Source organism: Vibrio ouci (assembly GCF_004551525.1).
Lineage (GTDB): Bacteria > Pseudomonadota > Gammaproteobacteria > Enterobacterales > Vibrionaceae > Vibrio > Vibrio ouci.
Map to the genome: position 1 here is coordinate 54,358 of NZ_SATR01000022.1, position 26,756 is coordinate 81,113.

Genomic DNA, 26,756 nt, shown 5'->3' on the forward strand with positions numbered 1-26,756 from the left:
TTATGTGTTCTCCAGCATTTCATTGTTTGAAGCACCTGGTGGTACAAGTGGCCAGACGTTTTCTTCCTCATCGATTAGAACATGAAGAAGATAAGACGTCTTACTTTCTAGCATTTCTTTTAGTGCTGGCTCAACTTCTTCTTTCTTAGTGATGGTTTTACCAGGAATATCAAAGGCTTTAGCTAGCATTACAAAGTCAGGGTTGTCATCTAGGATGGTCTCGCTATGGCGGCCATCAAAAAACAGTGATTGCCACTGACGAACCATGCCGAGGCGTTGGTTGTTCAGTAACACCATTTTTACCGGGATCTGGCGACGCTTTAGCGTACCGAGCTCTTGGATGTTCATCATAAATGAGCCATCCCCAGTAATAAGTATAGATTGATCATCAGGGCGAGCGACGGCAGCGCCCATCGCAGCAGGAAGACCGAAGCCCATAGTGCCAAGGCCAGCAGATGTGATGAAGTTTTGTGGATCGCGCGGTTGGATATGTTGCGCTGCCCACATTTGATGCTGGCCAACATCGGTTGAGATGATTGAGCTATCTGGCATCAGGTCGGAAAGCTGTTTTAGTAATCCTGGTGCGTAGATAAGTTCGCCCGGATGGTCGTAGCGCCATTTAAATCCGCTACGTAAGCTTTCACTGTGTTTAACCCAAGGCGTGATGTCGTGAGTTAACTCTAGCTGAGGAAGAACGGCTGGGATCTCGGCGCGAACCGCTGCGTTTGCGGTGCGCAGCTTGTGCAGTTCCGCGGCGTCGATATCGATGTGAATGACTTTAGCGTTCGGCGCAAAAGTATCGAGCTTGCCTGTTACTCGGTCATCAAAACGCGCGCCCACTGCAATCAGTAAGTCACACTCTTGTACCACTAGGTTAGCCGCTTTGGTGCCGTGCATACCTAGCATGCCAAGGTAGTGCGGGTCGTGACGCTCGATCGTGCCTAGACCTTTCAAGGTACTAACTGATGGCATTGGATTTAAGCGCAGGAATTCGCGCACAGAGTCCGTCGCGTGGCCAAGTTGTACACCACCGCCAACGTATAAAACCGGACGAGAGCTTTGTGATAACAGTTGTTGAGCTTTAGCGATGTCGTCAGTGTTGGCGACTGGCGCGTTAGGTGGCGTAAAGTCAGGTAAGGTCTTTACAGGAGCTTGGCCAAGCTGGACATCTTTAGCGATATCAACAATGACAGGGCCAGGGCGACCAGCTTTAGCGACTTCAAAGGCTTCGGCTAAGGTTGGTGCCAGTTCATTGATGTCAGTAACTAGGTAGCTGTGTTTAGTACATGAAAGGGACATGCCGATCACATCCATTTCTTGGAATGCGTCAGTACCAATGTGAGAGCTTGCAACCTGACCTGTGATCGCCACTAGAGGGATAGAGTCCATAAAGGCATCCGCTAAACCTGTGACTAGGTTGGTTGCTCCTGGACCTGATGTTGCCATGCAGACAGCGACATCTTGTGTTGCGCGGGCCATACCGATAGCGGCCATTGCTGCCCCTTGCTCATGACGACAGAGGATGTGTTCAACACCACCATCGTATAGAGCATCATAGATTGGCATGATGGCCCCGCCTGGGTAACCAAATACCGTTTTTATCCCCTGCTGCGCCAAAGCGGCTACGACTAACTCAGCACCTGTCATCGTAAACCTCCTGGTGGTCTGTCATTTGTTGTTGTGTTGCATTGCACATCATGTGCGCTCCCATTCTTCCTGCAGCCCTTATATGAGCTTTTAAATTCGTTATATGCCTAAATTTACGGCGTACTAATTGTAAAAAACCCCCGGACTTTTCAGTGCGGGGGTTTTTTCTATTCTGTGGCTATCTTTCGCCCACTAGACCCCGCGTGGTGTCAATAATGACCACGATAATCAGGGCAATCAGTGCGTTAGTGCGGGCGTTGAAGTTCATCTTTATTTCTTTAGTTATATGTGTGCCTAGTTAGGCACGAAAATGTTTGCGTCTCTAGTGGTAACATACAATTCCGTTAAATGACAAGCAAAAACTCATTCTTTTTTCACATTCTTTCAGCATCTAGCCAAGCTATATAACAACCTTGATAACAAAATAAACGAACTATCAGGGGTATAAATGAGCAACAATAGTCAGGTGGTTAGATTATGGGCCTAGCTGTTATCCATAGCCGAGCCTGTGTCGGGGTTGAAGCGCCTGCGGTGACGGTCGAAGTCCACATTAGTAATGGTATGCCAGGCTTTACATTGGTTGGGTTACCGGAAACCACGGTCAAAGAGTCCCGAGATAGAGTGCGCAGCGCGATCATTAACTCTCGCTTTGAGTTTCCCGCCAAGCGGATTACCGTCAACCTTGCTCCGGCAGATTTGCCTAAAGAGGGTGGGCGGTTTGATTTACCGATCGCGTTAGGCATTTTGGCCGCATCCGAACAAGTTCCACTGCAAGCGCTGGCCGATATTGAGTTTATCGGTGAGCTGGCTTTATCTGGAGAACTGCGCTGCGTGAAAGGCGTATTACCTGCGGCATTGGCGGCGAACAAGGCTCAGCGTCGACTGGTTGTTCCTCATCATAATGGTGACCAAGCAGCGTTAGTCGGCGCAGATACGCATAAGTCAGCGCAGAGTTTACTCGAAGTGTGTGCTGATTTGTGTGGTCAGCAAGCATTGGCACTGCACCAAACGTCATCATTAAGCGTAAAGCGGGAACTGCAAAGAGATCTACAAGATATTATTGGTCAGCAACAAGGTAAGCGTGCGTTAGAAATCGCAGCGGCGGGGAATCATAACCTCCTGTTTTTAGGCCCGCCCGGGACCGGAAAAACCATGCTTGCTTCTCGGCTGTGTGACTTATTACCGGAAATGACCTGTGATGAAGCGATGGAGACCGCTTCGGTGGCGTCATTGACCCAGCAAGAGATCAATATCCATAACTGGAAACAGCGCCCGTTTCGCGCCCCTCATCATTCCAGTTCCATGGCGGCGTTAGTTGGTGGCGGCTCCATTCCTCGCCCTGGTGAAATCTCATTAGCCCATAATGGTTTACTGTTTTTAGATGAAATGCCCGAATTTGAACGTAAGGTGCTGGATTCTTTGCGTGAGCCATTAGAGTCGGGAGAAATTATCATCTCACGGGCGCAGGGCAAAACCCGTTTTCCAGCCCGCTTTCAGTTAGTAGGAGCATTAAATCCAAGTCCAACGGGTTACTACGAAGGCAATCAATCGAGAGTCAATCCGCAAACCATCTTACGTTATCTCAGCCGCTTATCTGGGCCATTACTTGATCGTTTTGATATGTCACTGGAAATTCCGGCATTACCCAAAGGGACGTTAGCTGAAGGAGGAGATAGAGGCGAGCCAACCGCTGTGGTACGTGAACGAGTCTATATTGCTCGTGACGCTATGTTATCGCGTTCGAATAAAGTGAATGCCTTACTCGGCAGTCGAGAAATAGAACGTTATTGCCCGTTAGATAAGCAAGATGCTCAGTTCTTAGAAAATGCCTTGCATCGATTAGGGCTCTCCATTCGAGCTTATCATCGCATTATCAAGGTGGCACGCACTATCGCTGATCTAGAAGGCGTCGAGCATATTACGCGTACTCATTTGGCTGAAGCACTCGGCTATCGAGCGATGGATAGATTACTCAGAGAATTGACGGCTCAGGCGGTCTAACAATGCCCGTAAGTCGCGCTGACTTACGGGCGAGAGTATTAGAATCGATAGTTAACACCGAGTGACAAAATCATCTGGTCTTCATCGTAGAACTCGATATTCGAGTCAGTTTGTCCAAAACCAGCGAAGGAGACCAACGACCAATTTTGCCAGCCCATAAACTGCTTATATTCATAGGCTGCAAATAAGCTGACTTCATCATCCGAACGGGTAGTGTTGTAAATAGGATGAGAGGCATCGTAGCTGCGATTGGTGTAACTGGCCGTTAAGACGAACTGGTGTCGGTCGATAAGCTTAAACAGTGATAACTCACCACCGATTGAGGTATTTGAGTAAGCATCGCCCTCGGCATCGGTTTGAATGTAGGTTAGTGACGGGATGATAAATGTGGTGCGACTGAGAGGGAGTCGGTAACCCCCTTTGACGTAAATAGAACTGGCATCGCGTCTTAGTAAGTCACTGTTGATGTCGGAATCGAACTGACCAGAGCGTTCATCTTTAATTTCTTTGTCTGCATAAACGGTATCAAGGCTAAACCCTGATTGAGCAATATTACTGAATTTGAGGCGGTAAGCGGTACCGGTTTCGTCGGTTTCACTACGCTGAACGCCTTCTTCAAATGGGTTAGCCCAAGTGTCTCCAGACATAATCGTCGGTAGGAAAGAGGCGTCTATCACTGTTCCATTGGCAAGTTGTTGCTTATAGCCAAGCTCAAGCGCTAAGGTACCTATCGCAATATCTTCTCGCGAGGTACCAGCGTAAACCTGCTTATCGAGTTTTTGGCCAAAGGTATAGGCGAGGTTACCTAAAGGGAAGACCAGAAAGTCACCTTCTCTTTGTCCTGCTTGGGTATTGTCAGCCAGTTCGGCATTAGCATCGGTATTAAAGTTGGATGTAGAAGAGAGGTAACCGCTGCTAAGCGAAAGCTCGCCACTGAGCCCTGCATGCTTAGAAAGTTGAGCAAGTGCGGGTGTGGAAATAACCGCTAGGGCTAGGACGATAGGTTTGATGGTTGTCATTATCGGTGCTCCATGAAGTAAACCTTTTGACTTGAATTTGTTGAAGTTTAAGCAAACTACTCTGACCATGCGTAGTTTGGTTTTAAACTTCCCTCTGGCTTGTATAATTACACGCTGTTTTATTATTCATAAATAATTCTTTATAAATTTTGTTCAAATCTCACTATTAAGCGATATGTTGGCACATCTAATCTTTGTTCTGAATACAACTCTGGTTATCCTCAATTCTGCACTTTGCTCCTTGGCTATATGTCTTGTCGCGGTGTTAAAAGTGCTGTTACCTAGCGCAGCCCTTAAAGCCAAAGGGACGCAATTAGCCAATAAAATAATGTGGCTATGGGCGACGATTAACTCACTGATTTTGAATGTCTCTAACCGAGTCGAGTGGGATGTTGAAGGGGGAGAAGAACTCAAACAAGATGGCTGGTATTTGATGATCAGTAATCACCTCAGCTGGACGGATATCGTCGTGCTGTGCAGCGTGTTTAAAGATCGTATCCCAATGCCTAAATTCTTCCTTAAGCAGCAGCTTTTGTACGTGCCATTTATTGGTATGGCTTGCTGGGCATTAGATATGCCGTTTATGCGTCGTTATTCGCGTGAGTATTTGATTCGCCACCCTGAAAAGCGTGGCCAAGATTTAGCTACTACTCGTCGCTCGTGTGCCAAGTTTAAGCATACTCCAACAACCGTGGTTAACTATGTCGAGGGGACTCGTTTCACTAAGCAGAAACAGCGCAAAAGCCGTGCGGGTTATGAATATTTGCTGCAACCTAAAACTGGCGGGATTGCTTACACTTTGGCGGCGATGGGCGATCAGTTTGACAGTATCATTGATGTCACATTGGCCTACCCAGACAATACAGATAAGCCATTTAAGGATGTGTTGATGGGACGGATGAGCAAAATTGTCGTTCGCACTAGAGTGCTACCAGTGGATGAGCAAGTTCGCGGTGACTACTTCAATGACAAACCCTACAAACGTCAGTTCCAGCAGTGGCTGGGGGATGTATGGCAAGAAAAAGATGAGTTACTTAAAGAGCTGCATCAGCCCTCTTCATCGATAAAGTGACAATAAAAAAGGGAGCCTTAGCTCCCTTTTTTGATAATTGTTGGTGGTGATTACTTCAGTGTCAGTAGGTAGTTAACCAATGCGAAGTACTCATCTAGCGTCTTGATTGATTGTGCATCAACAAGGTATTTGTTGTTCACCACTACCGCTGGAACGCCAGAAAGGCCGCTATCTTTGAACTGTTTATCAAAGCGACGAACCATTGAATCAACGGCGAAGCCTTTGAATGCAGCATCAAACTTTTTCGCATCAACGCCTTCGTCTAAGAAGATTTGACGAAGTTCTTCATCATTCTTTGGTGCTTTACGCATGTTGTGGATGCGGTTAAACATCACTGGGGTCATCTTGTCTTCAATTTTTAGCGCAACCATGGTCGCGTAAGCTTTGCTCATTGATTCACCCATGCTACCGCCCATGAAAGAAACGTGGTTCTTTTGGAATTTAGCATCTGCTGGTAACTGAGCTTTAAGCTGCTGAATGATAGGTTCAAAGGTATTACAGTGCGGACAGTAGAAAGAGAAAAACTCTGTGACCGTTGGTTTTTTCGATGCTTCTAAATCCAGAACTTTGTAGTGCTCACCTTGACTGAACTGTGCAGCGTGAGCTGTGAAGCTCAGCATCAATGTGGCAACGAGTGCGAACAGCTTTTTCATTTTTGACTCCATGTTGTCATTTTACTTACCACTGCGGCATGAGTGAAAGTGGGGGTTCATCCAATGCAGAAATTTGCTCTTTAAAAGCAAGTACCTGACTTTCCCAGTATTTTGGATCATTAAACCATGGGAAAGCGATAGGAAATGCAGGATCTTGCCATCTTTTTGCTAACCATGCCATATAGTGCACCATACGTAGACCGCGCAATGGCTCAATTAGTTTCAATTCGTTGCTATTAAAATCATTAAACTCTTGGTACGCCTCCAAAACGATGTCTAGCTGCATCAATTTCTCAGCGCGATCGCCACTGAGTAGCATCCACAAATCTTGAATCGCAGGACCATTGCGAGAGTCATCTAGATCGACAAACATAGGCCCATCACGCCATAAGATATTGCCAGGGTGACAATCACCATGCAGGCGTAAAATAGTGGCTGAGTCATCCCAGCGGTTTTCTAATGATTTGATCAGCAGATCGAGGTCATTAAAAAATGCGTTTTCGAGATGCATCGGAATGAACTGTGATTGTTGGAGTAGTTTGCGCGGCTGGTAGAGGTACTCGTCTAAACTAATCGTTGGACGATGCTTAAATGGCGTTCTCGAACCAACCTTATGAATACGACCTAAGAAGCGACCAACGCCTTCAAGTTGCTCTAAGTTGTCGACCTCAAATTGACGCCCGCCGACACTTTCGAATAGGCCGAATAGATAGCCTTGATAGTGGTGCAGAGTTTGACCATTGAGTTTAACCGGTGGCGCAACAGGGATCTCGGATTCAATCAGCTCTAAGGTGAAGTCATGCTCTTCTTGAATCTGCTCTTGGCTCCAGCGTTCTGGACGATAAAACTTCACCACGTAGCGCTGACGCTCTTCATCAGTAAATTGATAGACGCGGTTTTCGTAGCTGTTTAATGCGAGAAATCCAGACTCTGCACGGATGCCAATGCTTTCTAGGGCATACCACATAAAATCTGGAGTGAGCGCATCAAAGTTGAATGCTTGCTGTGTCATAAAATAAAAGAGGCTCATTGCTGAGCCTCTTTCCATTTGGGTAGTGAGAAAGTCTAAAGCTTTTTAATAAAGCGGCTTTCTACAGAAATAGTGAAGTCTTCGCTATCGGACAGTATAAACTGAATCGTTGAAACAGGAGAGCTGAGATTGTCAGGGTTAACACCTAGGCTCATTGGCAGGCTAAGTACTTCACCCGGCTCAACTTGTATCGTTTGTTTGCCGTACCAAGAAACATCACTCAAGCCTTCTACACTCAAGTCGTACTCTTGTTCTTGTTGAGTTTTATTAATGATCTTCAGTGTATAGGTATTTTCAACCTCGCCAGAGCCATTGACTCTAAACAGCTGGGTGCGGTCACGCAGCACGCTTAGTCCCGCTGGGTCGACACTGGCAACTTGAACGAAGAACAGGCCAATCATCACCAGCAAGACAGCGCCATAGCCAAGCAGTTTAGGTCGCGCGACTTTGGTATGTTTGCCTGACAGGCGGTGCTCAGTGGTGTAGCTAATCAAGCCTTTGTCGTAACCCATACGATCCATGGTTTTGTCACAAGCATCGATACAAGCGCCACAGTTAATACACTCATATTGCAGGCCATCACGAATATCAATCCCGGTTGGGCAGACCTGCACACATAAGTCACAATCGATACAGTCGCCTAAGCCAAGTGCTTTGTGATCGGCTTTGCGTGAGCGAGGGCCTCGGGTTTCACCACGCTTGCTGTCATAGCCAACGATGAATGTATCTTTATCGAACATCGCTGATTGGAAACGCGCGTAAGGGCACATATGGATACACATAATAGAGCGCATCCAGCCTGCGTTGGCGTAGGTACAAACAGCGAAGAATAGTACCCAGAACACCGGCCAAAACTCAGCGCTGAAGGTAAAGAAGCCCACAACGAGATCTTGGATAGGAACAAAGTAACCGGTGAAGGTAAAACCCGTAGCAAGGGCAATGGCCCACCACGCGATATGTTTGGCCGTTTTACGCATGGCTAAGTTAGCGGTTAACTTGCCTGAATCTTGTTTGCGGCGTTTATTGGCACTGCCCTCGAGCTTTTCTTCGAACCAAATGTACATAAAGGTCCAAACGGTTTGCGGGCAGAGATAACCACACCAAACCCGTCCTAAGAAGGTGGTAATGAAAAACAGTGCAAACGCCGCAATCACAAACAGCAACGCAAGTAAGGTTAGGTCTTGCGGGTAAAGGGTGGTGCTAAAAAAGTTAAATTGCTGATTGCCAATGTCGAGTAAGATTGCCTGACGTTCGCCATAAGGTATCCATGGAATCAGAGCAAAAAACAGTAGCAGAAACCAACCACCATAACGACGTAGTTGCTGGAATGTCCCTTTACTTTCACGAACGTAAATTCGATTACTTGGGTTAAACCTGTCGCCTTTGGTTTTGTGGGTTTTTGGATTAAAGGTTTTAGGAGTCACATCTTTAATATCGATTTTGTCCTGACTCATTGTGCTTCCTTCTTAGGCTTTATGGTGTGATTTATACGTTTCACACTCTGCAGACATTGCTATTTTAGTAAATTCTTATGGACGGCGATTATATACGCAATAACATTTTTATTTCTTTAAGGTTATCAACCTTTAACAACAAAGGTCAGTACAGTTATAGAAATAAATCGCCTAACAGTTCGCAAATAGTGGGACAAATAGGTATAAAAAAAGCGGCAACTGCCGCTTTTGCTGTTATTTGAAATCTTTTAGCTGATGATACCGCGCGCTCTAAGGATCGCCGTTTTGAAGTCATCTTCTTGGTCTTTCTTCAGGCCAGGAATCATTTCATCTTTTTCGCTGTTACGCATTTTAAGATGGTAGATCAACACGTCATCGGTGAGATCTTCCAGTTTACCTTCATAACCCGCTTCTTGCGCTAACTTAGCGATCATCTGCAGTAGGTTAAGCTCTTGATCTTTTTGCCATTCAGGCTCCAATAGCTCAAGTAGCTCCTCAATACGGTGACACTTCACAGGCTTTCTCCACAATACTTATAATGATTTAAGGTTAAAGGTAACAAATTGCAGAAATGAAGGTAAGAAAAAAGCGCAGTCAAACTGCGCTTTTTAACTAGGCTGCTTTAACAACTTTTGCTGGAGCAGATGCCAATACAGCAGTCTGTTCAACTAAGGTCATTGCAGGAGCTGTTTTCTTTGCTACTGGAGCAGCCACGAAGCCACTGCGGCGGCGCATCGCACTACGGTTAGTGTGCGAAAACCTGACGGTTGTTGGGCGCATCTAAGATACCTAACTGTCAGGCATATCCATTGCCAATGTAATGGCCTAATTAACTATGAGCACAGATTCATTGCTGAAGTGTGGCTCTTTTGGCTAGTGCCAATCCAATTAATTAATCAGGAGTATTGATATGCACGCATATCAATAAATAGATTAGCATTATCAGTTGGATTGATCGATATCTAATCGTTTTTCGTTCACTACAATTATGTGAAGCAGGTAGTAGTAGTGAGACGCTAAACAAGATTAGTATGAAAGTAATTGAATCTTTATACAGCCCAGGAGGTAGTTATGTCGTTATTTAAGAAGACCCTGGCAAGTTTTGGCATCGGTTCGGCGAACGTTGATTCGGTGTTGCAGCAAGAAGTGTTGTACCCGGGACAAAAGGTCAACATTACTATTCATGTCTATGGAGGCTCGACCGCGCAGGATATCGATAATATCGATCTGAAACTCTACTGTCGTTACATCAAAGAGGTTCCTGCTGATCATGATAAGAGTAAGCACACCGCAGGACGAATGCGCCGTGTGCCTGCCAGTTATGTATTGGCTGAGTGGTCGCTGCCGTATGCTTTCACGATTAATCCTGGTGAAACGCGTGATTTCGAAGCCGAGCTTGATGTGCCGTGGAATACGCCAGTGACGATCGGTGACTCTAAGGTATGGCTAGAAACTGGGCTTGATATTGCGATGGCTAAGGACCCAACCGATAAAGATATTCTTACCGTCCGCCCCGATCCGCTACTTGATGGTATTTTCACTGCTTTAGAAGAACAAGGTTTACGTATCCGTCAGGTGGAGTGTGAAGAGGTTGATGGTTTTGCAATGCCATTTGTTCAGGAGTTCGAGTTTGTGCCGACCACTGGCCCATTCCACGGTCGTTGGCGTGAGCTAGAAGTGGTGGCTTACCGCAATGATGATGAGCTGCAATTGTGGTTCGAAATCGATCGCCATCGCGAAGGGGCAAAAGGGATGCTCGCTAGTCTTCTGGGAGTTGGTCAACTGAAAAGGCAACTGGCTCTACCGCTGTACACCTCTGCCGATGAAGCAGGCAAGCTAGTGTTAGAGTATCTCGACAACCATTCTTAACAGAAATTTAAAACTTTCAGCTTACAAGTGTAAGCTTAATGTGTAATACTCTTGAGTAATTATTCCAATTTTACTCAAGAGTTACGCACGCATGTCTGTACATCCTCCTATTGAATACAGTGCAAAAGAAGAGTTCGCTAATACGTTAACTCATGCTTTGGGCATGCTGCTGAGTATTGTTGGTTTGGTGCTTTTGCTAATCAAAGCGTCACAACACAATGCGGACGCCATGACTATCGCCAGTATGAGTATCTATGGCGGCAGTATGATCTTACTGTTCTTGGCCTCAACGCTCTATCACGCGATAGCTAACCCGCGCGCCAAACGGGCTCTGAAAACCTTTGATCACTGCGCGATTTATCTGCTTATTGCCGGTAGCTACACGCCGTTTTTATTGGTGGCTTTGCGAACGCCTTTAGCTATAGGTTTAATGGCGGTGATCTGGGGCATTGCCTTATTTGGCATCATCATGAAGTTAGCCTTCGTTTATCGCTTTAAACGCTTATCTCTGGTGACTTACCTGACGATGGGCTGGCTCTCGCTGATCGTGATTTATCAGTTGGCGATGAGCTTGTCGATTGAAGGGTTAACGCTGCTCGCAGCTGGTGGTGTGATTTACTCGTTAGGGGTGATTTTCTACGTGGCGAAACGCATCCCATACAATCATGCCATTTGGCATGGTTTTGTTTTAGCAGGATGCGCTTGTCACTTCTTCGCGATTTATCTGTACGTCCAACCGGTCTAACGTGTCTCGATGTTGACCACTTTGGCCTTGATTTGATACTGAGAAGCGGACTCGACATCCACTTTTATCGGTTTACCTGTGGCGATCTGTTCTGGTCTTAAGTAGGTATCAGCCATACGTTTGATTGAAGACCACACCTTAGCTTTTTGTTTGCTAAGTACAGCGCCAGAACTATCTAGCACTTCCACTTCAAGCTCGACCGTAATTACTGCTTGGCGGCTTTGGTTGGTCAATGAGGTCGGAATCACTAATTGACCATCTTGGTAGCTCGCCGCCGCTAACAGAATATCTACTCCTGAGTCTGACAACTGCATGGTCGGCTTATCACTATTTAGGCTTATCAAGCTTCCAGTTTGATTTTGAACCACAGGGATGGCAGCAACAACGGGTTTCGCCGCTGCGCTATTTGCTGGAGTCTCACTGGCAGTCGGCGCTGTGACATAGTGCCAAGTAAAGTCATCGTTGAGCAGAACTTTTCGTCCATCTTCTAGGGTGATCTGTTGTGCAGCCATAAGCTGAGAGCTAGCGATTAGGCCACAAAGTACAATCAGTCTTTTCATTATTACTCCTTAACGTCGCCAAAATGCTGGGAAGAACAGCACCAGCAGAGTCAAAATTTCAAGGCGCCCCATCAGCATACCTAAACTCAGTAGCCACTTTGCGCCATCTGGCAGAGGTGCGAAGTTACCAGTCGGGCCAATGATGGTTCCCATACCAGGCCCGACGTTGGCGACGGCAGTAATGGAACCAGAAATACTGGTGATTGGGTCAAGTCCCATAGCACTTAAACCACCTGCAATGGCAATGATGGTGATAAAGAAGGTCAAGCCAAATGCCACCACAGAACGGACGATATCATCGTTAACTGGGCGTTGATTGTAACGCTGAACAAACACTCCCGATGGGTGAATGAGCTTCATCATCTGTTTGTTGAGTAGCGTTATAGCGATCTGAAAACGGAACACTTTAATCCCGCCAGACGTTGACCCCGAGCAAGCACCTGCCATCATTAGGAAAGCAAACAAGGTCGTTGGTAATGCGCCCCAAGCGGTAAAATCTTCTAAGCCAAAACCTGTGGTGGTCACCACTGAAACAATGTTGAACATGGATACTCGCAGCGCGTCGGATATGGCGTAGCCATCACGAATCACCAGCCAAGCTGAGATAATCAGACTGCTGATGAGAAATAGGTAAGTAAAGCCACGCACTTGAGCATCCTTGAACAGGTGATCCAGACGGCGCTTACGCAATGCTGCAACAAAGAGCAAGAACGGCAAGCCACCTAAGAACATAAACACCGTTGCCACCCAATGAGCTTCGTTGGAGAAGTGGTTCATCGAACCATCAGAGGTGGAGTAGCCGCCAGTGGATAAGGTGGTGAAAGAGTGATTGATCGCTTCAAAAAAGGTCATGCCAGAGGCAAGGTAAGCGAGCAAACACAAGCCGGTCAGTACCAGATAAACCGCAACAATGTTTTTCGCAACGGTTTTAGCTCTCGGACTACTTTTGTCTGACCAGTCAGAGGATTCAGTGTGGAATAGCTTCATACCACCGACGTTGAGCATTGGTAGTACGGCTACCGCCATCACGATAAAGCCTATTCCCCCCAGCCATTGCAAGATACTGCGCCACAATAAGATACTCGGTGCCATCCCATCTAAGCCGCTTAGTACCGTGGAGCCTGTGGTGGTGATGCCCGACATGGTTTCAAAGTAGGCATCGGTGAAGCTGATATGGTTGATAAAGACAAATGGCAGTGCGGCAAAGGCGCTGGCAATGGTCCATACCAAGCTCGTGATTAAGAACATGTCCCGCACACTGAGCTTAAAGGCCTTGGTACGGCCGATAGTTAAACAGGCAAAGGCGGCAATATGGGTGATCACTACGGCTTGACCAAACTCTAAGAAGCCGGGTGTACCTGTGATAAAGGAGACCAAAGTTGGAACGTACATAAATAGGGCTAGCTTAGATAACACTAGCCCGATAACGAACAGTACGGGACGGAAGTTGACCATAACAGAGCCTTATAGGAAGAATGGACTCGGTTGGAATAAGGCTTCGACGTCTGGCACGTATTTCTTGTCGACGAGGAACATCACCACGTGATCATCTTGTTCGATAACCGTACGGTCATGAGCGATCAAGACTTCTTCACCACGAACAATGGCGCCAATGGTTGTACCCGGTGGCAGTTTGATGTCACCAATCGCGCGACCCACTACCTTAGAGGTGGTTTCGTCACCGTGGGCAATGGCTTCGATCGCTTCGGCAGCGCCACGGCGTAGAGAGGATACGTTCACAATATCAGCACGACGAACGTGGGTAAGTAGCGCAGAAATCGTCGCTTGCTGCGGAGAGATTGCCACATCAATCACGCCACCTTGAACAAGGTCAACGTAAGCACCACGTTGGATCAACACCATGGCTTTCTTTGCGCCCATGCGCTTGGCGAGCATGGCGGACATGATGTTGGTTTCATCTTCGTTGGTGAGGGCGATAAATACATCAACTTGGTCGATGTTCTCTTCGGTCAGCAGTTCTTGGTCTGCGGCGTCACCACAGAACACAATGGTGTTCTCTAATTCTTCCGACAGTTTTTCAGCACGCTGGTAGCTGCGCTCAATCAGTTTCACGCTGTATGACTGCTCAAGGCGGCGCGCCAAGCTAGCACCGATGTTACCACCACCAACAATCATGATTCGGCGGTAAGGTTTTTCTAGGCGCTGCAGTTCACTCATCACCGAGCGAATGTGGTTACTTGCCGCAACAAAGAACACCTCATCATCGGCTTCAATGATGGTAGTACCTTGTGGGCGAATTGGACGGCCTTGACGGAAGATCGCCGCAACACGGGTATCAATGTGCGGCATGTGTTCACGCAGTGCGGATAGGGCATTGCCCACCAATGGACCACCGTAATAGGCTTTAACTGCTACTAGGCTCACTTTTTGCTCGGCAAAACTCACCACCTGAAGCGCACCAGGGTACTGGATTAAGCGTTCGATATAGCTCGTCACTAGCTCTTCTGGAGCGATAAGGTGGTCAACCGGTACCGCACCCGATTGGAATAGCGCTTCTTTCTCCGACAAATATTGCGGCGAACGGATACGAGCAATTCGGTTGGGAGTGTTAAACAGAGAAAAGGCTACCTGACAGGCGGCCATGTTGGTTTCATCCATGTTGGTTACCGCAACCAACATATCGGCATCTTGAGCGCCCGCTTCACGTAGCACATCTGGGTGACTCGCATAGCCATTCACAACTCGTAAATCGTATTTATCTTGCAGCTCACGCAAGCGATCGCTGTCTCTGTCTACGATGGTGATGTCATTGTTTTCACCGACCAGGTTTTCTGCCAGTGTGCCGCCAACCTGACCCGCACCAAGAATGATGATTTTCATACATTTATCTCGTTTAACTACTGAAAAGGCGGCGACTATTGTCACCGCCTAACTGTTTACGCGCTTTTGATTAACACTGCGTAGTAGAAGCCATCCATATCCTCTTCGCCAGGCAAGATCTGACGACCCGGGTTGTTGACATCAGAGCCAACTAAGGTCGCATTGCCTGTACGTTCAAGGAAAGCTTTTACTTGTAGAACGTTTTCTTGTGGGGTGATTGAGCAAGTGGCGTAAACCATAGTGCCGCCGACTTTCAATTGTCCCCACATCGCATCCATAATTTCGCTTTGCAGCTCCGCTAAGGCATCAATGTCGTTTGCTCGGCGTAACCACTTAATATCAGGGTGACGACGGATAACGCCAGTCGCTGAACATGGTGCATCAAGCAGAATGCGGTCAAATTTGTCACCTGTCCACCACTCTTGAGGGTAACGAGCGTCGCCACAAATCACATCGGCACGCAATTGTAGACGTTCTAGGTTGTCATAAACGCGGTCAAGACGTTTAGCGTCACAATCAATCGCAACTACTTCGGTATCTTCGGTGTGCTCAAGAATATGCGCGGTTTTACCACCAGGCGCTGCACAACAATCGAGAATCAATTCACCATTTTGCGGCTGCAGGTAGTTTACTGATAGTTGAGCGGCGGCGTCTTGCACCGATACCCAACCGCGGTCGAAACCTGGCAGCAGCGTTACATCACAAGGTGAGGCCAATTTTATGGCATCAGCAGCTTCTGGGTGAATAGTGAATTCAATGTTTGCATCTTTCAACAGCTCAAGGTACTCATCGCGAGTGTGGTGTTGGCGATTGACTCGCAGCCACATTGGCGCTTTGCTGTTATTGGCTTCGATCAGTTGCTCCCATTGTTCTGGGTAGCTCTCGCGCAGCATATTCAGCAGCCAGTTCGGGTGGCCATACTTACCTGCGTTGTGGCTCACAGCTTTCTCGTCTAACGCTTCTTGGTCACGTAGGTAGCTACGCAATACTGCGTTAATAAGACCGCGCAGGCTTGGACCTTTTAACGTCTTAGTGCCTTCAACGGTTTCAGCAACCGCTGCGTGAGCAGGAATGCGCATGAAGCTCAACTGGTAAATACCAACCAAAATTAAGTGGTGAAAGACACGCTTTTTGCCTTTCAACGGGTTATCCATTAGCTCGTTGGCAATAGACTCTAGGCGCGGTAAGTATCTTAGTGCGCCGTAGCAAATTTCTTGCAACAGAGCGTGGTCTCTTGGTCTGATGGTCTTTTGCGCCGCAGGAAGGGCGTGTGAAAGAGATTGGCCTTTATCGACCACTTGGAATAGGACGTTAGCAGCAGCTGCGCGAACATTCATGATGGATACCTTGAATTAAGGGAGGGTGTCTCCACCCTCAAAATGTACGTTTCCCTTGCGGGAGAAAAGTTAAACCAGTTGAGTACCGACTTCAAACCAGTTTGCACGTGAGTTGAGAATATCTTGCACGGGCATCGCTTTTTTACCTGGTACTTGCAGTTGTTCTAGTACCAGCACGCCATTGCCAGTAGCAATGTAGATGCCTGTCTTGTCTGCTTGCAGGATAGTACCCGCTGGCTTGTTCGATGTTTGCTCATCTACACGGCTTTGCCAAACTTTGATGCTGTTTTCTACCGCCTCAAAGTGGCTTATTGGCCATGGATTGAAAGCGCGTACGCAGCGTTCAATGTGTGCAGCGTCGTCAGCCCAGTTAATACGCGCTTCTTCTTTACTCAGTTTCTTCGCGTAGTTAGCCAGTTCATCATCTTGCTTTTCAGCCACCGATTTGCCATCGGCAATATCGGCTAAACACTCAACTAGCGCATCAGGGCCAAGCTCAGCCAGCTTTTCATACATGGTCGCGCTGGTGTCCGTTGCTTCAATAGGCAAGGTCGCGATTTTTAACATATCGCCAGTATCTAGGCCGATATCCATCTGCATGATAGTCACGCCAGTCTCGTTATCACCTGCCCAAATAGAGCGTTGAATTGGAGCCGCGCCACGCCAGCGAGGAAGAATCGAGCCGTGTACGTTGATACAACCAAGTTTCGGTGTATCTAATACCGCTTGAGGTAGCAGTAGACCGTAAGCGACAACAACCATAAGGTCAGCGTTCAGTTCTGCAAGCTCTTGCTTGGCTTCGTCTGACTTGAAGTTTTCTGGTTGGTAAACCGGAATGTTGTGCTCAAGGGCAATGTTCTTTACCGGACTCGCAGTGAGTTTCTTACCACGGCCTGCTGGGCGATCTGGCTGTGTATAAACAGCGATAATTTCATGCTCCGAAGACAACAACGCCGCCAAGTGACGGGCGGCGAAATCCGGAGTACCAGCAAAAACAATTTTCAAAGGTTTGCTCAAGGTACCTTCCTTCTATTTATGGCGGTTAAGCTTTAGCGTTCTTCTCGTTGAAGCGCTTGATCTTAGCTAGCTTGTCTTGAATACGCTTACGTTTTAAAGGCGAAAGGTAGTCTACAAACAGTTTGCCTTCTAAGTGGTCAAGCTCATGCTGAACACAGATCGCTAATAGGTCATCAGCTTCAAATGTGAACTCTTCACCGTCGCGGTTAAGCGCTTTTACCGTTACTTCTGCTGCACGTGGCACTAAAGCTCGTGCGCCCGGTACTGATAGACAGCCTTCTTCAATGCCATCTTCACCGCGCTTTTCAAGAATTTCTGGATTGATCAGAACCATTGGCTCATCACGAGTCTCAGAAATATCGATAACAACAATGCGTTGGTGGAAATCAACTTGGGTTGCCGCCAAGCCAATACCTTCCTCGTCGTACATGGTTTCAATCATGTCATCAACGAACTTTTGAATCTCAGGTGTCACTGCTTCTACCGGCTTTGCTACGGTGCGAAGGCGATCATCTGGGAATGTTAATACTTGTAATACAGACATATACACTCGAATGTTGAACTGTGCCGAATCAGGATAAACCTCGTTGGCTCAATTCTAGACATTTTAGATGTCAAATGACAGCATCAATGCGGCTTTTTGAACAGCTTCTCTTAGCTAAAACAGTCAACAAGCGAGTTGAAGTCGGCCAAGGATTTCAATGTTGTCAGGGAATGACTATGTTAGGTTTACTCAACTGCCGCGTGATTTTTCTCGGCTTACTCTTTGTCCCGCTTACCAATAGTGCTAGTGATGACCTGGCACCTGTGACACTTAAGCAAGATGTTCCGGCTAGCTATACGGTCGTGAAAGGGGACACCTTATGGGATATTTCAGCCTTGTATCTAGAGAATGCTTGGCAGTGGCCGCGTTTATGGCAGGCTAACCCCGATATCGACAATCCTCATCTTATTCACCCCGGCGATCGCCTGTATTTGACGTGGCGAGATGGCCAACCAACGTTGAGTCTCAAGCCGATGGTCAAACTCAGCCCTAGCGTTCGTTTAGTCGATAAGCGCCCAATTCCAACCTTGAAACCTGAACTGGTGCTGTCTTACCTCGAACCCGATCGATTACTCAGTCAAGCGAGTATAGAGAGTAGTGCTCGTGTGTTGGGTGCCAGTCATGGCAGACAATTTTTAACCGAGCAAGACGCTGTGTATGTTTCTGGACTGCAGCCACAGTCTAGCTGGGGGATTTATCGTCAAATGGCGAGTTTTACTCGTAAAGATAAGGTGGTTGTCGCTTTAAAACGCATCGCAAGCGCTGAGCAGGTGGAATATGGTGAGCATATGACACGCTTACATGTGACCGAGCAACGACAAGAAATTATGCCCAATGATATTGCGCTGCCAGAGCAGTCAGAGCTGCTGGCTAGGGCGACAAATCGTTTCTATCCGACACCTGCGCCGACAAATCACGGCGTACAGATTCTCGGCAGTTTAACGGGCCAGCGTTACGTGGGGCAGTATGATGTGGTGGTGCTTAATCGCGGGCTGATTGATGAACTTGTTCAAGGCAATATGTTTGAGCTCTACCAACCAGGCGCGCAGGTAACGCTTGATAACGGTCAACTGGCATCGTTGGCTAATACTCATATTGGCAATTTGATTGTGATACGCCCCTATCAGCATTTTAGTCTGGCACTGGTCAGCGAAAGTACCCAACCGATAGGTGTTGATTCTAAGCTCATAGCACCGCCTCAACTGAGCGGAGTAGAGCAATGAACAGTCAAGAACTGGCGGCGTGGTTAGCACTGTATTTTACGCCTCGTATTGGGCCGAAAACCTTTACTCGCTTATTAGCCATAGATACGCCAAGTAATATTGTCGGTTCGAGCAAACAGCAACTACAAGCGATTGGTCTGAGCGATAAACAAATCCACTATTTGCATAACACTGCCATACGGGAGGTTGAGCAATGTCTGCAATGGCAACAAGAGTCTAATCAGCATATTATTTGCCAAGCTGATAGCCATTACCCAGATTTGCTCAAGCAGGCCGAGGGGGCGCCGCCATTGTTGTTTGTCTCAGGCAGTCCTAATTGCTTGTCTATCCCCCAAGTAGCGATTGTTGGTAGCCGCAATGCGAGTATCGATGGATTAAACAGTGCAAGAAGTTTTGCCCGCAGTTTGGTTGAGCATGAGTTAGCTGTCACCAGTGGTTTAGCGCTTGGGGTCGATGGTTATGCTCATGATGGCGCGCTGCAAGGAAACGGCACCACACTAGCGGTGCTTGGTTGCGGGCTAAATACCATTTATCCCGCTCGGCATCGAGAACTTGCTGAGCGAATCATCGACAGTGACGGAGCTTTAGTGTCTGAGTTTCACCCGTTAGCCAAACCCAAAGCGGATCATTTCCCTAGGCGAAATCGGATCATCAGCGGGTTGTCGTTGGGGGTATTGGTGATTGAAGCGGCAGAGCAAAGTGGCTCCTTGATTACCGCGCGCTATGCAATAGAACAGGGACGAGAAGTATTCGCTTTACCTGGCTCAATTCATCAATCGAGTGCTAGAGGGTGTAACTTATTGATTAAACAAGGGGCATGCTTAGTTCTAACGGTGCAAGATATTCTCGATGAAATTGAAACTCTACTTGCTTGGTCTGATTGTAATAAGCCACCTATTCAGCCCGAACTATTTGATATAATAGATAGTAAAGAAGAATTGCCATTTGCTTTACTGTTAGCTAACGTAGGAAGTAAGGCTACACCAGTTGATATTCTTGCAAACAGGACCAATATACCTGTGCAGGAAGTCATGATGCAGCTCTTGGAGCTTGAGCTTCTAGGGCATGTTGTTGCAGTTTCCGGTGGCTATATTCGAAAGGGGAGGGGCTAGCTATGATGATGGATATCCTAATGTATCTGTTCGAGACTTACATCCATAGCGATGCAGAGTTACAAGTCAATCAAGATGAGCTAGAAGACGAGCTTCTTCGCGCTGGTTTTCATCAAAAAGACATCTATAAAGCCCTTGTCTGGCTAGAAGAGCTAGCGGCATTGCAGCAAAGTGAAACCCACTCTGCAATTTCGGTGTGCAGCACTTCCAATTCGACTCGTATTTACACTAACAAAGAGTGTGAACGTCTATCGATTGAATGTCGTGGTTTTTTGACCTTCCTTGAGCAGGTCAATGTCCTGACGACAGAAACTCGTGAAATGGTCATTGACCGTATTATGGGGTTAGAAACCGATGAGTTTGAGTTGGATGATCTAAAATGGATTGTCTTGATGGTGCTGTTTAATGTACCGGGCAATGAGAACGCTTATACGCTTATGGAAGAGCTGTTGTATACCAAAGAGCAAGGTATTCTTCACTAATCTTCATGAGTTGATATGAGTAACAAGATTGATCAGACCCTGTTTTCTGCGCATGAGCATGCGTTGGAGCATCAGTCATGTCCTAAATGCCAAGCGGAGCAGCGTGAAGGTGAGCTTCAGCTGCGCCACGGCAAACATGGTCCTTTCCTTGGTTGTAACCAATATCCTGAGTGTGATTTCATTAAGCCCTTGCACCAAAACGATGGACACATCGTTAAAGAGCTAGGTGTGCCATGCCCTGAATGCGGTAATGAGCTGGTATTGCGTCAGGGGCGCTACGGCATGTTTATTGGCTGCAGCCACTACCCAAGTTGTCACCATATCGAGTCTCTCGATCAGCCTAAACAAGAGCAGGCACCGCAAACGCACTCGTGCCCTGAATGCCATAAAGGCCAATTAGTTGAGCGAAAAACTCGTTTTGGCAAACTGTTTTATGCTTGTGATAACTACCCTAAGTGTAAGTTTGCCGTCAATCAGCCTCCGGTTGCTGGCAAGTGTGAGAAGTGTGGCTATCCGCTATTGGTTGAGAAAAAGCTCGCCAGTGGTGACAAGCTGCAATGTGCTGACCGAAAGTGTCACCACATTCAACAAGATTAAAAAAAAACGGCGCTGGGAGCGCCGTTTTTTATTGTTTGTTTGGGTTACTCAGAAAAGTTTGCGGCAAACTCGTGTACCGCAGGGAAAGCGTCTTTGTCTAAGCTATCGGCTAGTGCGCAAAGCTTACGCTGTAGCTCGCCGTTGTAGTCACCACAAACGTTGATATGACCCATTTTGCGACCTGCACGCTTCTCTTTGCCATACCAATGCACATGGCAACCATCCATTTCAAGCACCGCTTGAGGAAGGCTATCTTCGCCAAGAATGTTGATCATCGAAGTAGAGCGAATCAGTTTAGTTGAGCCTAGTGGTAGCCCGCATACTGCACGTAGGTGGTTCTCAAACTGACAGGTCTCTGCACCCTGTTGAGTCCAGTGACCAGAGTTGTGCACTCGTGGGGCAATCTCATTGACCAGTAGCGTACCGTCAACGTCAAAGAACTCTAGTGCTAACACACCGACATAGTTGAGCTTGTTGGCAACGGCAGTGAACATCTGCTTAGCTTGCTGTTGCAGTTCTGTATCGGCAATCGCGGTTGAAAGTGTCAGCACGCCATCGGTATGCACGTTTTCTGCCAGTGGGTAGACTGCAACGCTGCCATCTTTAGCGCGCGCACCGACCAAAGACACTTCACGATTAAAGGGTACGAACTCTTCAGCAACAATTGCTTGAGTCTCGGTAGTGGCAATACATTCAGCCATTTCAGCCCAGATGCTATCGGCTTGCGCTGGATCTTTTAGTCGCCATTGCCCTTTACCATCGTAGCCACCCAAGGCGCTTTTTAGCACCATCGGAATACCGACATGCTCAATCGCGCGATCAAAGTCTTCACGGTTATTGATGACATAATATTTAGCATTACGTACACCCGCATCATCAAGCAATCCTTTCTCAATACGGCGATCTCCGCCAGCTTTGATAGCTTCACTTGATGGGAGGAACTTACCGCTTTGCTCACAGATCGCAAGAATGTCGTGAGGAATATGTTCGAACTCGGCTGTGATGACGTCAGCGGTTTCAATCGCACTGTCTAAGCCGTGACCTATCACGGTTTGCGTCAGTGGATGGACGATGTTTTGGCTGCCAACATCATACGCTGAGATCTTGATGTTCAGCGGAGCGCCCGCCAGTGACATCATGCGAGCTAATTGACCTGCACCTAGCACTAAAACATGCATTGCATTAGTCCTCAGCTGGGTTTGGGTTAGCTAGAACGGTTTCAGTCTGTTCAGCGCGGAACGCTTCAACCTTCGCCATGACTTCTTCATCGTGAGTACCAAGGATTTGCGCTGCTAGAATGCCCGCATTGGCTGCGCCCGCTTCGCCGATAGCTAACGTACCGACCGCAATACCTTTTGGCATTTGCACGATAGAGTAGAGTGAATCTAGGCCGCTCAGTGCGCGTGACTGTACAGGTACACCAAGCACTGGCAATGAAGTGAAGGCTGCCGCCATACCTGGAAGATGTGCTGCGCCGCCAGCTCCAGCAATGATCACTTTCAGACCACGCTCTTTTGCGCTATTTGCATAGTCAGCAAGCAGTTGAGGTGTGCGGTGCGCAGAAACAACTTTTGTTTCGTACTCAACGCCGAATCTATCCAGCATTTCTGCTGCTAGTTTCATGGTTGGCCAATCTGATTTAGAACCCATGATGATACCGACTTTCATCTCAAACTCCTTCAAAGCTGCGTAGAATTGGTGATCAAATAATTTGAGCGCATTATACGGGGATTTTATCACTAAGCAAACGTTTGCGTCTGGTTTGGATGAGCAGATGAAAGATTGTCACTTAAATAGCTTTAGTCACGACTAACGATTATTTGTACACTTAACTCAAACCGCTAATCAAATAGGATGCTTAGGTGAGTAACTTTGAGCGAGCACTCAGTGCACTAAAACAGGGTGAAGTGATCGCCTACCCAACAGAAGGCGTGTTTGGGGTTGGCTGTGATCCTGATAACCCGAGTGCGATAAAAAAGCTACTAGAACTTAAACAACGTCCGGTAGAGAAAGGGCTTATTCTGATTGCCGCTAATTACCAGCAGCTGCTGCCTTATATTGATCAGCAAGCTTTGAGCGCCGAACAGCTAGAGCGAGTGCAGCAAACTTGGCCTGGGCCTGTCACTTGGATCATGCCAAGCAGTGATAAAGTCTCTAATTGGGTGTCGGGGCAACATGACTCAATTGCCGTGCGTGTGACTGATCATCCTTTGGTACAAAAGATGTGTAATGCATTTGGAAAGCCGTTAACCTCTACCAGCGCGAACCTAACCGGTGAGCCACCATGTGTCACCACCGAGCAAGTTTATCAGTACCTTGGTGATAAATTGGTGGCAGTACTAGAAGGGCAAACGGGTGGTCGAACAAACCCAAGTGAAATTCGTGATGCAAGAACCGCACAAGTATTGAGACAGGGTTAACCCTGCAATAAAGGAAGTCGAATGTCAGCGATAGATAAATTAGCCGTAAAACAATTTCTCATGGCACTCCAAGACTCTATTTGTCAGCAATTAGAGCAAGCCGATGGTAAAGCACTATTTGTAGAGGATGAATGGCATCGTGAGCCTGGTGAGAAGCTAGGTGGTGGTGGTCGAACTCGCGTGATGAAAGAAGGCGCTGTGTTTGAGCAAGGCGGCGTGAACTTTTCTCATGTGCAAGGTAAAGAAATGCCAGCCTCAGCGACAGCGCACCGACCTGAATTGGCTGGGCGTCGTTTTGAAGCGATGGGGGTGTCATTGGTTATGCATCCTAATAACCCATATGTACCAACCTCGCACGCCAACGTTCGCTTCTTTATTGCAGAAAAAGAGGGCGAAGAGCCTATCTGGTGGTTTGGCGGAGGCTTCGATTTAACGCCGTTTTATCCTTTTGAAGAAGACGCGCAATATTGGCACAACACGGCGAAAGAAGTGTGTGCGCCATTTGGCAGTGAAGTCTACCCAGAGCATAAAGCTTGGTGTGACAAATACTTTTATCTGCCGCACCGTGATGAAACTAGAGGTGTTGGTGGTCTGTTCTTTGATGATCTTAACCATTGGGAATTCGATAAGTGCTTTGAGTACATCAAAGCGGTTGGTCATGGTTATACGGATGCGTACCTGCCGATAGTAGAGCGTCGCAAAGAGACTGAATACGGTGAACGTGAACGCCAGTTCCAACTATATCGCCGAGGTCGTTACGTCGAATTTAACTTAGTGTTTGACCGTGGCACTCTGTTTGGCCTGCAGAGCGGAGGTCGTACAGAATCTATCTTGATGTCGATGCCACCGTTAGCGCGCTGGGAATATGCTTACCAAGTTGAGCCGGGTTCTGCAGAAGCTGAACTATACGATCATTACCTCAAACCAAGAGAGTGGTAAGACTTTCTTCAATATATAGATAGTGATAGGGTCAATGTTTCGCATTGGCCCTTTTTTAGTTTTGCAGGTAAAGGAAATGACTCAGCAAATAGATCGTTATGCCGTTTTTGGTAATCCCATCTCTCAAAGTAAATCGCCTTTTATTCATACCCTATTTGCTCGTCAAACCAATCAGTCATTGACCTATACTGCAGAAAGCCCAAATAAGGATGCGTTTCAACAAGCGGCGTCTGAGTTTTTTGCTCAAGGTGGTAAAGGCTGCAATGTCACGGTTCCATTTAAGGAAGATGCTTATCGCTTTGCCACTCGATTAACAGAACGTGCTCAGTTAGCTGGAGCGGTGAATACGCTGAAGAAGCTCGATGATGGTGACATTATTGGTGACAACACCGATGGTGAAGGGTTAGTGCAAGACTTACTTCAATATCAAGCGCCTTTAAAGGGGGCTCGTATTTTACTTATTGGTGCTGGTGGTGCCGCGCGTGGCGTCATTAAGCCACTATTAGATCAGCAGCCCGCTGAAATTGTTGTTACCAACCGAACCTTTGCTAAAGCGCAACTGCTTGCCGAGATGTTTGCTCCCTATGGAACGATTAGCGCTTGTGAGATGAGTGAAGTGAACCAAGCGTTTGATGTGATCATCAATTCCACCTCTTCTAGCTTAAGTGGTGAGCTACCAGATATATCCGCAACCATCTTTACTGAACAGGCTGTAGTGTATGACATGATGTATGGCGCTGGTAAAACGACCTTCAATCAGTGGGCGCATGAGCATGGGGTGGTGCGAGTCTTTGATGGGCTGGGAATGTTGGTCGGTCAGGCGGCAGAAAGTTTTATGCTTTGGCGTGGTTTAAGACCAGGTACCAAACAAATTTTACGTGAGTTAAGAAAGAACCTAGAGGGATTGTAATGAATCAATCAATCTTATTCCCGGACATGCAAACATGGGACGAAGACAAACAAGTTGTTCTCTTTCCGGCGCAGCAATCAGGCGCTCTGATTCAATGCTTAGTGAGCATTAGTGAACTGAAACAGCTGTCGGGACAGGATATCGAGAACGAACAGCAAGCTCTGGAAGTCTTTTCACAATATCGATTCGATCTTGAAGAGCTTGCTGAAGAACTGATTGAAGAGGAAGAATTCAACTCAGAAGGTAATATAGAGGTCGTTAGTTAATCTCTTTAACCTCATGAAGGTAATCTTCTTTGTTTTGCACATAATTATCTGCAGACTTCTGTAAGAAAGCTCGTTCCTTATCGTTGAGAGGGCGAGCTTGCTTGACCGGGCTTCCAACATAAAGGTAACCACTTTCGAGTCGTTTTCCTGGGGGGACTAGACTGCCAGCGCCAATCATCACCTCTTCTTCTATAATAGCGGCGTCTAACACGATCGCCCCCATACCGACTAAAACGCGATCTTTAATGATACAGCCATGCAGCATCACTTTGTGGCCGATAGTGACATCATTGCCGATAATAAGCGGGTAACCTTCTGGGTTCTCCTTATTCTTGTGAGTGACATGCAATACTGAGCCATCTTGAACATTGCTACGCTCACCAATATGAATATGGTTCACATCGCCACGTGCAGCAACGAGCGGCCAGATACTCGAATCGTCACCTATTTTAATATCGCCGACTAAAACAGAGCTGCTATCTATATAGACGCGTTGACCAATTTGTGGGGAAATTCCTTTGTAACTGCGTAGAGAGCTCATTTTTTCTCCTTATATAGAGGGAAACTCGCCTAGAGAGGCAGGGAAAAGTAGTAAAAACAGGTCGTTTTGAATAGAAAATACGCAAAAGACAAAAAAATCAAAAAAAACTGCAAAAAGGGCTTGCCAATGTGATGGCGATCTCTATAATGCCCCCTCGCTGACACGGGAACGGTTCGAAGCTAAGGTTTCGAAGGGAATAAAAGCCCAGTTAGCAAGGTCAATTAGCCAAGCGGAAACGCTTGAAAATAAGTTTGAAAAAAGTGGTTGACACTAAACTTTATCTCGCTAAAATGACCGCCTCTTCCGAAGTGATGTGAGTCACAAAGAAGAAAGCTCTTTAACAATATAAACCTATCAATCTGTGTGGGCACTCGTTGATGATAATCCAATTAGATACTTCGGTATCAAATTAGGTTTCAATGAAACGAAGTGACCAATACAAATAATTACTTTCTTTATAGAGAGGGGTTATTTGGC

28 protein-coding genes are annotated in these 26,756 nt (G+C 47.0%); 12 read left to right on the top strand and 16 right to left on the bottom strand.

Features of this window, described 5'->3' with window-relative positions; genetic code table 11:
* The gene (ilvG, locus tag ELS82_RS14890; RefSeq protein ID WP_134836175.1) at positions 1–1,647 is read right to left on the bottom strand and encodes an acetolactate synthase 2 catalytic subunit; all 1,647 of its coding nucleotides are present in this window, start codon (positions 1,645–1,647) and stop codon (positions 1–3) included.
* 477 nt (positions 1,648–2,124) lie between these two features.
* On the opposite strand from ilvG, the gene ELS82_RS14895 reads away from it, so the two are divergent.
* Positions 2,125–3,648, top strand: a complete 1,524-nt coding sequence (locus ELS82_RS14895; RefSeq protein ID WP_134836176.1) for a YifB family Mg chelatase-like AAA ATPase — start codon at positions 2,125–2,127, stop codon at positions 3,646–3,648.
* A gap of 38 nt (positions 3,649–3,686) precedes the next feature.
* On the opposite strand, the gene ELS82_RS14900 is transcribed toward ELS82_RS14895, so the two are convergent.
* Positions 3,687–4,667: a DUF2860 domain-containing protein gene (locus ELS82_RS14900; RefSeq protein WP_134836177.1), complete on the bottom strand. Its 981-nt coding sequence runs from the start codon at positions 4,665–4,667 to the stop codon at positions 3,687–3,689.
* 175 nt (positions 4,668–4,842) lie between these two features.
* Here ELS82_RS14900 and yihG point away from each other — a divergent pair, with 175 nt between their 5' ends.
* Positions 4,843–5,739 carry a 1-acylglycerol-3-phosphate O-acyltransferase, YihG family gene (gene yihG, locus ELS82_RS14905; RefSeq protein WP_134836178.1) on the top strand — a complete coding sequence of 299 codons (897 nt, stop codon included), beginning with the start codon at positions 4,843–4,845 and terminating at the stop codon, positions 5,737–5,739.
* 50 nt (positions 5,740–5,789) lie between these two features.
* Here the strand turns inward: yihG and ELS82_RS14910 are convergent, their stop codons facing one another.
* The 5 genes from ELS82_RS14910 to ELS82_RS14930 form a co-directional block, all read right to left on the bottom strand.
* The gene (locus ELS82_RS14910) at positions 5,790–6,392 is read right to left on the bottom strand and encodes a thiol:disulfide interchange protein DsbA/DsbL (RefSeq protein WP_134836179.1); all 603 of its coding nucleotides are present in this window, start codon (positions 6,390–6,392) and stop codon (positions 5,790–5,792) included.
* A gap of 25 nt (positions 6,393–6,417) precedes the next feature.
* Positions 6,418–7,404 (bottom strand): serine/threonine protein kinase, encoded by a 987-nt coding sequence (locus ELS82_RS14915; RefSeq protein WP_134836201.1) that lies wholly within the window; start codon positions 7,402–7,404, stop codon positions 6,418–6,420.
* 53 nt (positions 7,405–7,457) lie between these two features.
* Positions 7,458–8,876, bottom strand: coding sequence for a cytochrome c oxidase accessory protein CcoG (ccoG, locus tag ELS82_RS14920; protein ID WP_134836180.1), 1,419 nt, complete (start codon positions 8,874–8,876; stop codon positions 7,458–7,460).
* 248 nt (positions 8,877–9,124) lie between these two features.
* A complete protein-coding gene (locus ELS82_RS14925) occupies positions 9,125–9,391 on the bottom strand; it encodes a YihD family protein (RefSeq protein ID WP_134836181.1) in 267 nt (88 codons plus the stop codon).
* A gap of 97 nt (positions 9,392–9,488) precedes the next feature.
* Positions 9,489–9,656 (bottom strand): hypothetical protein, encoded by a 168-nt coding sequence (locus ELS82_RS14930; protein WP_134836182.1) that lies wholly within the window; start codon positions 9,654–9,656, stop codon positions 9,489–9,491.
* A 291-nt stretch (positions 9,657–9,947) separates the two neighbouring features.
* Here ELS82_RS14930 and ELS82_RS14935 point away from each other — a divergent pair, with 291 nt between their 5' ends.
* Together ELS82_RS14935 and trhA are read left to right on the top strand one after the other, a co-directional pair.
* On the top strand, positions 9,948–10,745 hold the full coding sequence (locus ELS82_RS14935; protein ID WP_134836183.1) for a sporulation protein: 798 nt from the start codon (positions 9,948–9,950) through the stop codon (positions 10,743–10,745).
* Positions 10,746–10,836: 91 nt separating this feature from the next.
* Complete coding sequence (gene trhA / locus ELS82_RS14940) at positions 10,837–11,490, top strand: PAQR family membrane homeostasis protein TrhA (RefSeq protein ID WP_134836184.1); 654 nt, start codon at positions 10,837–10,839, stop codon at positions 11,488–11,490.
* Here the strand turns inward: trhA and ELS82_RS14945 are convergent.
* From ELS82_RS14945 to def, 6 genes are all read right to left on the bottom strand, one after another.
* Positions 11,487–12,050, bottom strand: a complete 564-nt coding sequence (locus tag ELS82_RS14945) for a DUF3157 family protein (protein WP_134836185.1) — start codon at positions 12,048–12,050, stop codon at positions 11,487–11,489. The two genes, trhA and ELS82_RS14945, sit on opposite strands and share 4 nt — an antisense overlap.
* A 9-nt stretch (positions 12,051–12,059) precedes the next feature.
* Entirely contained in the window at positions 12,060–13,505 is a 1,446-nt protein-coding gene (locus ELS82_RS14950; protein WP_134836186.1) for a TrkH family potassium uptake protein, read from the bottom strand.
* A 9-nt stretch (positions 13,506–13,514) separates the two neighbouring features.
* The gene (gene trkA / locus ELS82_RS14955; protein WP_134836187.1) at positions 13,515–14,891 is read right to left on the bottom strand and encodes a Trk system potassium transporter TrkA; all 1,377 of its coding nucleotides are present in this window, start codon (positions 14,889–14,891) and stop codon (positions 13,515–13,517) included.
* A 56-nt stretch (positions 14,892–14,947) separates the two neighbouring features.
* A complete protein-coding gene (rsmB, locus tag ELS82_RS14960) occupies positions 14,948–16,228 on the bottom strand; it encodes a 16S rRNA (cytosine(967)-C(5))-methyltransferase RsmB (protein WP_134836188.1) in 1,281 nt (426 codons plus the stop codon).
* 69 nt (positions 16,229–16,297) lie between these two features.
* Positions 16,298–17,245: a methionyl-tRNA formyltransferase gene (gene fmt / locus ELS82_RS14965; RefSeq protein ID WP_134836189.1), complete on the bottom strand. Its 948-nt coding sequence runs from the start codon at positions 17,243–17,245 to the stop codon at positions 16,298–16,300.
* A gap of 25 nt (positions 17,246–17,270) precedes the next feature.
* Positions 17,271–17,789, bottom strand: a complete 519-nt coding sequence (def, locus tag ELS82_RS14970) for a peptide deformylase (protein WP_134836190.1) — start codon at positions 17,787–17,789, stop codon at positions 17,271–17,273.
* 176 nt (positions 17,790–17,965) lie between these two features.
* Between def and ELS82_RS14975 the strand changes: the two genes are divergently transcribed.
* The 4 genes from ELS82_RS14975 to ELS82_RS14990 are packed head-to-tail and all read left to right on the top strand — an operon-like array spanning position 17,966 to position 21,203.
* Positions 17,966–19,012, top strand: a complete 1,047-nt coding sequence (locus tag ELS82_RS14975) for a LysM peptidoglycan-binding domain-containing protein (RefSeq protein ID WP_244230792.1) — start codon at positions 17,966–17,968, stop codon at positions 19,010–19,012.
* A complete protein-coding gene (gene dprA / locus ELS82_RS14980; RefSeq protein WP_134836191.1) occupies positions 19,009–20,124 on the top strand; it encodes a DNA-processing protein DprA in 1,116 nt (371 codons plus the stop codon). Before ELS82_RS14975 ends, dprA begins: the two co-directional genes overlap by 4 nt.
* Positions 20,125–20,126: 2 nt before the next feature.
* Entirely contained in the window at positions 20,127–20,606 is a 480-nt protein-coding gene (locus ELS82_RS14985; RefSeq protein ID WP_134836192.1) for a DUF494 family protein, read from the top strand.
* A 15-nt stretch (positions 20,607–20,621) separates the two neighbouring features.
* A complete protein-coding gene (locus tag ELS82_RS14990) occupies positions 20,622–21,203 on the top strand; it encodes a DNA topoisomerase family protein (protein WP_134836193.1) in 582 nt (193 codons plus the stop codon).
* Positions 21,204–21,247: 44 nt separating this feature from the next.
* Here ELS82_RS14990 and ELS82_RS14995 read toward each other — a convergent pair whose 3' ends face one another.
* Together ELS82_RS14995 and purE are read right to left on the bottom strand one after the other, a co-directional pair.
* A complete protein-coding gene (locus ELS82_RS14995) occupies positions 21,248–22,381 on the bottom strand; it encodes a 5-(carboxyamino)imidazole ribonucleotide synthase (RefSeq protein WP_134836194.1) in 1,134 nt (377 codons plus the stop codon).
* Positions 22,382–22,385: 4 nt separating this feature from the next.
* Entirely contained in the window at positions 22,386–22,871 is a 486-nt protein-coding gene (gene purE / locus ELS82_RS15000) for a 5-(carboxyamino)imidazole ribonucleotide mutase (RefSeq protein ID WP_053439965.1), read from the bottom strand.
* Positions 22,872–23,065: 194 nt separating this feature from the next.
* Here purE and tsaC point away from each other — a divergent pair, with 194 nt between their 5' ends.
* From tsaC to ELS82_RS15020, 4 genes are all read left to right on the top strand, one after another.
* Complete coding sequence (gene tsaC, locus ELS82_RS15005) at positions 23,066–23,623, top strand: L-threonylcarbamoyladenylate synthase type 1 TsaC (RefSeq protein ID WP_134836195.1); 558 nt, start codon at positions 23,066–23,068, stop codon at positions 23,621–23,623.
* Between the two features lie 21 nt (positions 23,624–23,644).
* Complete coding sequence (gene hemF, locus ELS82_RS15010) at positions 23,645–24,562, top strand: oxygen-dependent coproporphyrinogen oxidase (RefSeq protein ID WP_134836196.1); 918 nt, start codon at positions 23,645–23,647, stop codon at positions 24,560–24,562.
* A 76-nt stretch (positions 24,563–24,638) separates the two neighbouring features.
* On the top strand, positions 24,639–25,472 hold the full coding sequence (gene aroE / locus ELS82_RS15015; RefSeq protein ID WP_134836197.1) for a shikimate dehydrogenase: 834 nt from the start codon (positions 24,639–24,641) through the stop codon (positions 25,470–25,472).
* Complete coding sequence (locus tag ELS82_RS15020) at positions 25,472–25,738, top strand: DUF1488 family protein (RefSeq protein WP_134836198.1); 267 nt, start codon at positions 25,472–25,474, stop codon at positions 25,736–25,738. The genes aroE and ELS82_RS15020 overlap by 1 nt, the downstream gene beginning before the upstream one ends.
* Here the strand turns inward: ELS82_RS15020 and ELS82_RS15025 are convergent.
* Complete coding sequence (locus ELS82_RS15025; RefSeq protein ID WP_134836199.1) at positions 25,731–26,279, bottom strand: gamma carbonic anhydrase family protein; 549 nt, start codon at positions 26,277–26,279, stop codon at positions 25,731–25,733. The genes ELS82_RS15020 and ELS82_RS15025 overlap by 8 nt on opposite strands.
* Between the last annotated feature and the right edge of the window lie 477 nt (positions 26,280–26,756).